General features: G+C 64.4%; 10 protein-coding genes. 9 read left to right on the top strand and 1 reads right to left on the bottom strand.

What is annotated here, in order from left to right:
• Positions 1-206: 206 nt before the first annotated feature.
• The 6 genes from F8237_RS05705 to F8237_RS05680 all read left to right on the top strand — a co-directional run bounded on the left by F8237_RS05705 (position 207) and on the right by F8237_RS05680 (position 8069).
• A complete protein-coding gene (locus tag F8237_RS05705; RefSeq protein WP_015687608.1) occupies positions 207-464 on the top strand; it encodes a DUF6489 family protein in 258 nt (85 codons plus the stop codon).
• On the top strand, positions 464-1264 hold the full coding sequence (locus F8237_RS05700; RefSeq protein WP_151642810.1) for an esterase/lipase family protein: 801 nt from the start codon (positions 464-466) through the stop codon (positions 1262-1264). The genes F8237_RS05705 and F8237_RS05700 overlap by 1 nt, the downstream gene beginning before the upstream one ends.
• 47 nt (positions 1265-1311) lie before the next feature.
• Positions 1312-2862 carry a WS/DGAT/MGAT family O-acyltransferase gene (locus F8237_RS05695; protein ID WP_151642809.1) on the top strand — a complete coding sequence of 517 codons (1551 nt, stop codon included), beginning with the start codon at positions 1312-1314 and terminating at the stop codon, positions 2860-2862.
• Positions 2863-2884: 22 nt separating this feature from the next.
• Entirely contained in the window at positions 2885-3880 is a 996-nt protein-coding gene (locus F8237_RS05690; RefSeq protein ID WP_162006351.1) for an alpha/beta fold hydrolase, read from the top strand.
• A 130-nt stretch (positions 3881-4010) separates the two neighbouring features.
• Positions 4011-7244 carry a bifunctional cytochrome P450/NADPH--P450 reductase gene (locus tag F8237_RS05685; RefSeq protein WP_151642807.1) on the top strand — a complete coding sequence of 1078 codons (3234 nt, stop codon included), beginning with the start codon at positions 4011-4013 and terminating at the stop codon, positions 7242-7244.
• 150 nt (positions 7245-7394) lie between these two features.
• Positions 7395-8069, top strand: coding sequence for a spermidine synthase (locus F8237_RS05680; RefSeq protein ID WP_151642806.1), 675 nt, complete (start codon positions 7395-7397; stop codon positions 8067-8069).
• On the opposite strand, the gene F8237_RS05675 is transcribed toward F8237_RS05680, so the two are convergent.
• Positions 8066-8980 carry an alpha/beta fold hydrolase gene (locus F8237_RS05675; RefSeq protein WP_151642805.1) on the bottom strand — a complete coding sequence of 305 codons (915 nt, stop codon included), beginning with the start codon at positions 8978-8980 and terminating at the stop codon, positions 8066-8068. The genes F8237_RS05680 and F8237_RS05675 overlap by 4 nt on opposite strands.
• A 158-nt stretch (positions 8981-9138) precedes the next feature.
• Between F8237_RS05675 and F8237_RS05670 the strand changes: the two genes are divergently transcribed.
• Genes F8237_RS05670 through F8237_RS05660 form a run of 3 tightly spaced genes read left to right on the top strand, consistent with a single transcriptional unit; the run spans position 9139 to position 11191 of the window.
• Complete coding sequence (locus tag F8237_RS05670) at positions 9139-9522, top strand: hypothetical protein (protein ID WP_151642804.1); 384 nt, start codon at positions 9139-9141, stop codon at positions 9520-9522.
• Positions 9519-10601 carry a PHA/PHB synthase family protein gene (locus F8237_RS05665; RefSeq protein ID WP_151642803.1) on the top strand — a complete coding sequence of 361 codons (1083 nt, stop codon included), beginning with the start codon at positions 9519-9521 and terminating at the stop codon, positions 10599-10601. The genes F8237_RS05670 and F8237_RS05665 overlap by 4 nt, the downstream gene beginning before the upstream one ends.
• Positions 10598-11191, top strand: a complete 594-nt coding sequence (locus F8237_RS05660) for a GNAT family N-acetyltransferase (protein WP_162005886.1) — start codon at positions 10598-10600, stop codon at positions 11189-11191. The genes F8237_RS05665 and F8237_RS05660 overlap by 4 nt, the downstream gene beginning before the upstream one ends.
• The last annotated feature ends 107 nt before the right edge of the window (positions 11192-11298 follow it).

The raw sequence follows: 11298 nt of genomic DNA, 5'->3' as shown, positions 1-11298 counted from the left end.
GCAAGCGCCATTCCAGCAAGGAACGCGCCAAGTTGCGCCGCTGTGCAGCAATGTTGACCAACAATCTTGGGGCGAGGGGCGGATTTGATTGACCATACCGGCTGATCGCGAAGCCGTGGCCCGATTGCCTGCCTCAGGTCGCTTGCGTCGCACACCGTGTCGCGGCGATACTATGGAACGCTGCTCGAATCTCTTCCGGAGGGGACATGAAAGTTAACATCGAAATCGACTGTACCCCCCTTGAAGCCCGCCAGTTCTTCGGACTACCCGACGTGATGCCGATGCAGACCGCCGTGATGGACAAGTTGCAACAGCAGATGATGTCCAACATCGATAAGGTCTCGCCCGAATCCCTGATCCAGAGCTGGTTCACCTTCGATCCCAAGATCGCAGAGCGGTTTCAGGACATGTTCGTCACCATGGCCGGCCTCGGCGGCACGCGCGCCGGCGACAAGAAAAAATAATGTCGCGCGGGCCGGACGGGCCGCAGGCGTCAGGTCGGCTTCGTCCGCCGGGCCTCGGCCTGCTGCTTGCCGAAGCCCGCAGCCTGTTCGAGTTCAACGCCAGCCTGCTGCTGTCTCCGGTCCTGATGCACGCGCCCAGGGGCGACGGCCATCCGGTTCTGGCGCTGCCGGGCTTTCTCGCCAGCGACCTGTCGATGGCGCCGATGCGGCGCTATCTCAGCGAACTCGGCTACGAGGCGCATGCCTGGCGGATGGGGCGCAATCTCGGTGGGCTGGGGCGGATGCGTGAGGCCTTGCACGCCCGTCTCGCCGAGATCCATGCCGCGAGCGGGCGCAAGGTCAGCCTGGTCGGCTGGAGCCTCGGCGGCGTCTATGCCCGCGATCTCGCGCTTCGGGCGCCCGAGATGGTCCGCTGCGTCGTCACGCTCGGCAGCCCGTTTGCCAATGACGTGCGGGCGACCAATGCGACGCGGCTTTACGAGATGATGTCCGGCGAACGTGTCGAGGATTTTGCGGAAGCGCGCGAGGCGATCGCCGGCGATCTTCCGGTGCCGGCGACGTCGATCTATTCGCGCACCGACGGCGTCGTGAACTGGCGCACCTGTCTGTTGCGGCCCTCCGACCGCGCCGAGAACATCGAGGTGCGCCTGGCGAGCCATATCGGGCTCGGCGTGAACCCCGCGGCGCTGTGGGCCGTGGCGGACCGCCTGGCGCAACCGGAGGGGGAGTTCTCCCCATTTGACCGGGCCGGCCCGTTTGCCATTGCATATGCCCCGCCGGAACAGGCAATATCGGCCTGACGAGAAGTGCCGGCCAAGGCGCCCGTCGGTATGCGTGGGAGGGAACTATGGCTGACGGTCGGAAGCTGTCGTCGCTGGACGCATCGTTTCTCTATCTGGAAACGCCGGAGATGCCGATGCATGTCGGCAGCATGGCGATCTTTCGCCTGCCAGACGACTACAAGGGCGACTTCTTCGAAGACTTCAAGGCGATGATCGTCTCGCGCCTGCACATCGCGCCGATCCTGAAAGCGCGGCTGGAGAAGGCACCGCTCGACATCGACCATCCCTCCTGGGTCGAGGACGACCAGTTCGACATCGACCGTCACATCTTCCGCGCCAGCTTGCCGGCGCCCCACGATCGCGCCACGCTCGAGCGCATCGTCGGCTGGATGCACGCCAAGCTCCTGAACCGCGCTCGCCCGCTGTGGGAGTTCTACGTCTTCGAGGGCATGAAGGACAACGAAGTCGGACTCTATTCCAAGATGCATCATGCCGCGATCGACGGTGGCGCCGGTGCGGCGCTGACCAACATGATCTATGACATCTCGCCGATCCCGCGACAGGTCGATCCGCCGGCGGCCGGAGCCAAGCCAGGACAGGAGCCGCGCGACATCGCGGCGAACCTGCTCGATTCCTACCAGCAACTCTTCACACAGCCGCTCGACGCCCCGGCGGCCGCGAAGAACCTGCAACTGCCGCGCACCGGCAAAAGCGACATCGGCTCGATCCTGTTCGACAATGCGATGTACCAGATCGAGAGCGCCGTGCGCTTCGCCGGCAACATCCCGACCATGGTCAAGAGCGTCTCCGACGTGCTCGGCAAGATCTCAGATCCCAAATCGCGCGAGAGCCTCGCCAGCATGGTGTCACCCCCGACCATGCTCAACAAGACGATCTCGTCGGAGCGGAGTTTTGCCGGTGTGTCGATCTCGCTGTCGCGGGCGAAGGCGCTGGCCAAGCAGGCTGGCGGCAAGCTCAACGACGTCGTGCTGGCGCTCGCCTCCGGCGTGGTCCGGCGCTACCTCCAGCAATACGGTACGCTGCCGGCCAAATCCCTGACCGCCGCCGTGCCGATCTCGCTCCGCGAGGAGGGCAACACCGAGGCCAACAACCAGGTGTTCGGGATGATCTGTTCGATCGCGACCAATATCGAGGACCCCAAGGCACGGCTGGAAGCCATCATCGCGCAGTCGACCAAGTCCAAGGAAATGTCGCACCCGCTGCGCGCGTTGATGCCGCAGGTCTCCAACATCTCGATGCTCGGTGCGCCGATGATGGTGCAGATCCTGGCGTTGCTCTACAGCCGCTCCAATCTGTCCGATGTGCTGCCGCCGGCCGCCAATATTACGGTGTCCAACGTGCCGGGGCCGCGGCAGACGCTCTATGCCGCCGGCGCCGAGTTGTTGCACATCTTCCCGGTGTCGATCTCGACCCACGGGCAGGCGCTCAACATCACCGTGCAGAGCTATCGCGACCAGCTCGATTTCGGCTTCATCGTCGGCGCCAACATCATTCCGCATGTGCAGGTGATGTGCGACATGCTGCCGGCAGAGTTTGCCGCGCTCGAGGCGGCCTATGCGCCGCCCGCGGCCGACATCAAGGGCGCCGCGGAATAGGAATTTTGCCAGGAATCTCATGATGATTGAAATGCCGCCGCTCAAATTCGCGCAGACGAATGGAATCCGCATGGGCTATTACGAGGCGGGTCCGGTCACGGACACCCCGCCGGTCGTGCTGTGTCACGGCTGGCCAGAGCTTGCCTTCTCCTGGCGCCACCAGATCAAGGCGTTGAGCGAGGCGGACATAAGGGTGATCGCCCCCGACCAGCGCGGCTATGGCGCAACCGACCGGCCGGAACCGGTCGAAGCCTATGACATGGAGCACCTGACCGGCGATCTCGTCGGGCTGCTGGATCATCTCGGGATCGACAAGGCGATCTTCGTCGGACACGACTGGGGCGGCTTCGTTGTCTGGCAGATGCCGCTGCGCCATCCCGCGCGCGTCGCTGGCGTCGTCGGCGTCAACACCCCGCATTGGGATCGCGCGCCGATCGATCCGATCGCACTGTTCCGCCAGCGCTTCGGCGACCAGATGTACATCGTCCAGTTCCAGGATCCCGCGCGCGAGCCGGACAAGATCTTTGGCAGCCGTGTCGAGCAGACGTTCGATGCTTTCATGCGCAAGCCGCTGCCGCGACCGGCGGCAAAGCCCGATGAGCCGCCGATCGCGGGCGTCGGCGCCTCGTCGAAGACGAACCTGGCGTTTCCCCAGATGATTGCGGCTTATGACGCCAAGGTCGATCCGCGGACGCCGATCCTGTCTGCCGACGAGAAGAAGGTGTTCGTCGACACCTTCACGAAGACCGGCTTCACTGGCGGCATCAACTGGTATCGCAATTTCACGCGCAATTGGGAGCGCTCGAAGGGGCTCGACCACCACATCCACGTGCCGTCGTTGATGATCATGGCGGAAAACGACGCGGTGCTGCCGCCGTCGGCGGCGGACGGCATGGAGAAGCTCGTGAGCGACCTCGAGAAGTATCTCGTCAAGGACAGTGGTCATTGGACCCAGCAGGAGAAGCCGGAAGAGGTCAGCGCCAAGCTGATCGAATGGCGTAGAAGGCGGTTTGGCTAGCGACGCAGTCGTCGATGCAAATGAGACGTCATTCCGGGACGGTCCGAAGGACCGGACCCGAAATCTCGAGATTCCGGGCTCGATGCTGCGCATCGCCCCGGAATGACGCGATCAGGGGGAAGCACTTTTAATGTCATCCAAGAACCGACTGGACCCGATCCCGCAGCCGCCGACCAAGCCGGTGGTCGGCAACATGCTGTCGCTGGACTCGGCCGCTCCGGTGCAACACCTGACGCGGCTTGCCAAGGAGCTCGGCCCGATCTTCTGGCTCGACATGATGGGCTCGCCGATCGTCGTCGTCTCCGGCCACGATCTCGTCGACGAGCTGTCCGACGAGAAACGTTTCGACAAGACGGTGCGCGGCGCGCTGCGGCGTGTGCGCGCGGTCGGCGGTGATGGCCTGTTCACGGCGGACACCAGGGAGCCGAACTGGAGCAAGGCGCACAACATCCTGCTTCAGCCCTTCGGCAACCGCGCCATGCAGTCCTATCATCCGAGCATGGTCGACATCGCCGAGCAACTCGTCAACAAATGGGAGCGGCTCAACGCCGACGACGAGATCGACGTCGTCCACGATATGACGGCGCTGACGCTGGACACGATCGGCCTGTGCGGCTTCGAGTACCGGTTCAATTCGTTCTACCGGCGCGACTATCATCCCTTCGTCGAGTCGCTGGTGCGCTCGCTCGAGACCATCATGATGACGCGCGGCCTGCCGTTCGAGCAGCTCTGGATGCAGAAGCGGCGCAAGACCTTGGGCGAAGACGTCGCCTTCATGAACAAGATGGTCGACGAGATCATCGTCGAGCGCCGCAAGAGCGCTGAGGGGATCGACGACAAGAAGGACATGCTCGCCGCCATGATGACCGGCGTCGATCGTTCGACCGGCGAGCAGCTCGACGACGTCAATATCCGCTACCAGATCAACACGTTTCTGATCGCGGGCCACGAGACCACAAGCGGCCTGCTGTCCTGCACGATCTATGCGCTGCTCAAGCATCCCGACATTCTCAAGAAAGCCTATGACGAGGTCGACCGCGTCTTCGGTCCCGACGTCAATGCGAAGCCGACCTACCAACAGGTCACGCAGCTCAGCTACATCACGCAGATCCTGAAGGAGGCGCTGCGGCTGTGGCCGCCGGCGCCGGCCTACGGCATTTCGCCGCTGAAGGATGAGACCATCGGCGGCGGCAAGTACAAGCTGCGGAAAGGCACGTTCACGACCATCCTCGTCACGGCGCTGCACCGTGATCCCTCAGTCTGGGGACCGAATCCCGACGCCTTCGATCCCGAGAATTTCAGCCGCGAGGCAGAAGCCAAGCGGCCGATCAATGCCTGGAAGCCGTTCGGCAACGGCCAGCGCGCCTGTATCGGTCGTGGTTTTGCCATGCACGAGGCTGCGCTTGCGCTGGGTATGATCCTGCAGCGCTTCAAGCTGATCGACCACCAGCGCTACCAGATGCATTTGAAGGAAACCCTGACGATGAAGCCCGAGGGCTTCAAGATCAAGGTGCGCCCGCGCGCCGATCGCGAGCGAGGCGCCTATGGTGGACCGTTGGCAGCGTCTGCCGCGCCGAAGGCGCCGCGTCAGCCGACCGCGCGGCCCGGCCACAACACGCCGATGCTGGTGCTCTACGGCTCCAATCTCGGCACCGCCGAGGAACTGGCGACGCGCATGGCCGACCTCGCCGAGATCAACGGCTTTGCCGTGCAGCTCGGGGCACTCGACGATTACGTCGGCAAGCTGCCGCAGGAAGGCGGCGTGCTGATCATCTGTGCTTCCTATAACGGTGCGCCGCCGGACAATGCGACGCAATTCGTCAAATGGCTGCGCGACGATCTGCCGAGGGATGCCTTTGCCGGCGTGCGCTATGCCGTGTTCGGCTGCGGCAACAGCGACTGGGCGGCGACCTATCAATCGGTGCCGCGCCTCATCGACGAACAATTGTCTGCGCATGGCGCGCGGGCTGTCTATCCGCGCGGCGAGGGCGATGCGCGCAGCGATCTCGACGGCCAGTTCCAGAAATGGTTCCCGGCGGCCGCCCAGGTCGCGACCAAGGAGTTCGGCATCGACTGGAATTTCACCCGCACGGCTGAAGATGATCCGCTCTATGCGATCGAGCCTGTCGCGGTGACCGCCGTGAACACGATCGTGGCGCAGGGTGGAGCCGTGGCGATGAAGGTGCTCGCCAATGACGAGCTCCAGAACAAGGGCGGGGCCAATCCGTCGCCGCGTTCGACGCGGCATATCGAGGTGCAGCTGCCGGCCAACGTCACCTATCGCGTCGGAGATCATCTGAGTGTCGTCCCGCGCAACGATCCGACGCTGGTGGATTCGGTCGCCCGCCGCTTCGGCTTTGTGCCGGCTGACCAGATCCGGCTTCAGGTCGCCGGGGGCCGCCGCGCGCAATTGCCGGTCGGCGACGCCGTGTCGGTCGGCCGCCTCCTGAGCGAGTTCGTCGAGTTGCAGCAGGTGGCGACACGCAAGCAGATCCAGATCATGGCGGAGCATACCCGCTGCCCGGTCACCAAGCCGAAGCTGCTGGCCTTCGTCGGCGAGGAGGCCGAGCCGCTCGAGCGTTACCGCACCGAGATCCTGGCCAGGCGCAAATCGGTATTCGACCTGCTGCTTGAATATCCGGCCTGCGAATTGCCGTTCCACGTTTACCTGGAAATGCTTTCGCTGCTGGCGCCGCGCTATTACTCGATCTCGTCCTCGCCGTCGGTCGACCTGGCGCGTTGCAGCATCACGGTCGGCGTGGTCGAAGGGCCGGCCGCCTCTGGGCGCGGGACCTACAAGGGGATCTGCTCGAACTATCTCGCCAATCGGCGGGCGGGCGATGCGATCTACGCCACCGTGCGCGAGACCAAGGCCGGCTTCCGGCTGCCCGACGACCCGTCCGTGCCGGTCATCATGATCGGCCCGGGCACGGGACTTGCGCCGTTCCGCGGCTTCCTCCAGGAGCGCGCCGCGCGCAAGGCGAAGGGTGCCGCGCTCGGTCCGGCCATGCTGTTCTTCGGCTGCCGCCGCCCTGATCAGGACTTCCTCTATGCGGACGAGCTGAAGGCGCTGGCGGCAAGCGGCATCACCGAGCTGTTCACGGCGTTCTCGCGCGCGGACGGACCGAAGACCTATGTGCAGCACGTGCTCGCCGCGCAGAAGGACAAGGTCTGGCCGATGATCGAGCAGGGCGCGATCGTCTATGTCTGCGGCGACGGCGGCAAGATGGAGCCCGACGTGAAGGCGGCCCTCGTCGCGATCCATCGCGAGAAGAGCGGCAGCGATGCGGCGGCGAGCGCGCGCTGGATCGAGGAGATGGGGGCGAAGAACCGGTACGTGCTGGACGTGTGGGCGGGCGGTTGAGGCCAGATTGTAGGGTGGGTTAGCTGGGTGGGTGTGCGAAGCGCACCCGCCCGGCGTAACCCACCACTTCTGTCCGACCGGAACGTAAAGAGGTGGGTTACGCCTGTGGCTAACCCACCCTACGAATTCCGATCATGCTAAAGCTCTGCCATGATTCCCTGGGAAAAGATCGACACCGCCAAAATCCCCGGCTCCGACGAGGAGCTCCGCCTGATGCGGCGCGGCAAGGAGTTTTCCATCAAGCTCGGCACCAACGAGCTGATGAACAACCGCCTGTCGGGATCGGAAGCGGCGCTTGCGACGCTCGCGGCCAAGCAGATCGAGAAGGTCGCAAAGCCCGTCGTCCTCATCGGTGGCCTCGGTATGGGCTTTACGTTGCGTGCGGCGCTGACCGTGCTCGGAAGCAAGGCGAAGATCGTGGTGTCCGAACTGGTGCCGGCGGTGGTCGCCTGGGCGCGCGGCCCGATGGCCGAGGTGTTCGGGGACAGTCTCGATGATGAAAGAGTGAAGATCCGCGAGATCGACGTCGGCGAAATCATCCGAGCGAAGAGCGCAGCCTACGACGCCATTCTCCTCGACGTCGACAATGGGCCGGAGGGGCTGACTCGGAAGGGCAACGACGCGCTCTACAGTGCGAGCGGGCTGACGGCGGCGAAGACGGCGCTAAGGCCGGGCGGCGTGCTGGCGGTCTGGTCGTCCGGGCCGAACCCCGCCTTCACCAAGCGTCTGAAGCGCGTCGGCTTCGATGTCAACGAAGTCGCTGTCCGCGCCACCGGCAGAGGCGGCGGAGCGCGCCACGTGATCTGGCTGGCGAAGAAGGCTTAGGCCGCGTCGGCCACCGCGCCGTGCGCATGCTTGTCGATGGCGCCGATGATCTCGGGCCAGAAGCGCATCGACAGCGCGTGACCCATGCCCTCGATCATCAGCAGCTTTGCGCCGGGAATTGACTCCGCGGTGTCCTTGCCGCCTTCGGGCCGCACCAGTGGATCGACGGTGCCGTGGATGACCAGCGTCGGCGCCTTCACGCTATGCAGCCGTTCCTTGCGGCTGCCGGACGCGAGCACGGCGCGGAGCTGCCGGCCGACGCCGGCCGGATTGAGCCCGCGCGCGAACACGCGTTCGGCACGATCGAGATCGAGCGCTTCCTCTTCCGGAAAGGAGCCGGCGCGCAACACCTTCCAGGTCTGGCCAAAGCGGACGATGAACTCCTCCTTGGTGCGCGGCGGCGGCGCCATCAGCATGGTTGCCGCCTCGCGTGTCGGCGGCGGGACGCGTGGATTGCCCGTCGTCGACATGATCGAGGTCAGCGAGCGCACGCGCTGCGGAAACGACAGCGCCACCTCCTGCGCGATCATGCCGCCCATGGAGGCGCCGACCAGATGCGCCGACTTGATGCCGAGCGCATCCATCAGCCCGACCGTGTCTTTTGCCATGTCGATCAGCTTGTAAGTTGCCGCGACGGGAATCCTGAGGAAGCGCAGCTTCAACAGCTCGAGCGGCGTCAGGCGCTTGCCGCCGGTGAGATGGCTCGACTTGCCGATGTCGCGGTTGTCGAAGCGGATCACGCGGAAGCCGTGCGCGGCGAGCTGCTCGCAGAACGCATCGTCCCAATGGATCATCTGCGCGCCGAGCCCCATGATCAGCAGCAGCGGCTCGGCATTGTCGTTGCCGAAGATCTCGTAGCAGATGTCGATGCCATTGGCGCGGACGGTCTGGGGCGGCTGATGGGTGGTCACGGCTGCGTTCCCTTCGCTTCTGACCCATGCTGTATCGCACGGTTTGCGGTCGCAATGAAGCCGCGCGCGCGGGCCTTGCCGGTTGACCGGCTCCTCGCAACGGTGTGGTATGGCGCAAAAAGAAGGGCATCGCAGCTCTCGATCACAGGAGGACGCCGATGACCGACAAGACCCATGACCCTGTCGCCATGTGGCAGAAGATGGTTGGCGAGATGGAGAAGGGGTTCAACTCCTTTGCCAATCAGGCCATGGCCTCGCCCGAGTTTTCGCAAGTCGTGAACCGGGCCGGTGGCGTTGCTGCAGGTGCACAGAAGCAGCTCGGCGAGCTCATGGAGAAATACCTGGTCACGATGAACCTGCCGAGCCGCGAGCAGGTCACCGGCCTTGCCGAACGGCTGCAGGCGATGGAAGGCCAGATCGGCGAGATCAAATCGATGCTGAGCCAGATGGCCGCAAGTTCCGGCTTGTCTCAAGGCTCCGATACTGCATCGCGGCCGCCGCGCACGAAGCGCCCGCCATCCGAAGGCGGAGAGCAGGCATGAATGCTCCCGCTGGACTCGATCTCGCGGGGATCCCGGAGCGTATCCAGTCCGAGGTGCAGCGCGCCATCCAGCGCAGCATCAAGGGCGTCGAATATTTCTCGACCTCGGGCCCGACACTCGGCGCGACTCCGAAGGACGTGCTGCATTCGCGCGGCACGATGAGCCTGTATCACTACCGGCCGATGTCCGACGAGATCTACCGGGTGCCGGTCCTGATCGTGATGGCGACCACCAACCGCGGCTACATTCTCGACCTTGTGCCCGGACAGAGCTTCATCGAGTTCCTCCTGAAGCGCGGATACGACGTCTACATGCTGGACTGGAGCGCGCCGCGGCCGGAGGAGAAGAGCCTGCGGATGGAGGACTATGTGCTCGACTTCATCCCGGATTGCGTCCGCCGCGTGCAGCAGGATTCAGGCGAGCAGGACGTTTCCGTGATCGGCTATTGCTTCGGCGGCGTGCTGTCGCTGCTCTACGGCTCGATCCACAAGGACGGACCGATGAAGAATTTGATCTGCTTCACCACGCCGATCGACTTCCGCCAGATGAAGCTGTTCTCGAACTTCTCCGACCGCCGCTATTTCGACGTCGACCGCCTCGTCGACAGCGTCGGCAACGTCCCGCCGGAGATGATCCTGTCCTCGTTCGAGATGCTGCGCCCGGCTTCGCGCGCGGCGAGCCAGATCCAGCTCTGGGAGAACATCTGGAACGACGAGTTCGTGAAGTCCTACCGGATGTTCGACCGCTGGGCGACCGACACGCTGCCGCTGGCGGGCGAATATTTCCGTACCATCACCAAGGACCTGATGTGGGACAACAAGCTGTTCAACGACACCATGTCGGTCGGTGGCCGCGCAGCAAAGTTGGAAGACATCAAGGTGCCGTTCCTGCACGCGGTCGCCGAGCACGATCACATCGTGCCGTATGATGCCGCCAAGCACCTGATCGCCAAGATCGGGTCCGAGGACAAGGAAGAGGTGATGCTGAAGGGCGGTCACGTCTCGCTCGTCGCCGGCGCCAACGCGGTGAAGCGGTTGTGGCCGAAACTGGATTCCTGGCTGGGGAAGAGATCGACATGAGTGAGCAGCGTTCCTATCCGCGCCACGTCAGGACCGACGCCGGCGATATCGAGATCCGTCTGATGTCGCCTGCGGACGAGGCCGCGGTGCTTGCCTTCGGCCAGGGCCTGCCGACCCACGACCTCCTGTTCCTGCCGCGCAACATCAGCCAGCCGAAGGTGCTGTCGGCCTGGGTCAAGGAGATCGAGCGCGGCGCGATCACCAGCCTGCTCGCGGTGAAAGATGGCAAGGTCGTCGGCTGCGGCACACTGGTGCGCGATCCGCATTCCTGGTCGCCCCATGTCGGCGAGATCCGCATGGTTGTGTCGCTCGACGTGCGCGGGAAGGGCGTGGGGCGGGTGCTGTCGCAGGAGACCTTTGCGCTCGCGCTCGGTGCCGGCCTCGAGAAGCTCGCCGTCCAGATGACGGTCGACCAGCAGGCCGCGATCACGCTGTTCGAGAGCCTCGGCTTCAAGGCCGAGGCGCTGCTGCGGGACCATGTCCGGGACGTCGACGGCAAGACCCACGACATCGTCGTGCTCGGCCACAACGTCGCGCAGGTCCAGGCCCAGATGGAGGCTTATGGCCTGCCGGGCGCCGTCCAGCACTGAAAGATCGAATTCAACCCCATGCACAGTAGGCAAGGGGCTAGGAAGGCAGCAGATTGCCCCACGCTGAAGCCGTTCACGGTTTTGTGATACCGCACTGCAATATGAAT

Origin of the sequence: Bradyrhizobium betae (genome assembly GCF_008932115.1) — a bacterium.
GTDB classification, from domain to species: domain Bacteria; phylum Pseudomonadota; class Alphaproteobacteria; order Rhizobiales; family Xanthobacteraceae; genus Bradyrhizobium; species Bradyrhizobium betae.
This window is presented reverse-complemented; position numbering and strand designations above follow the sequence as displayed.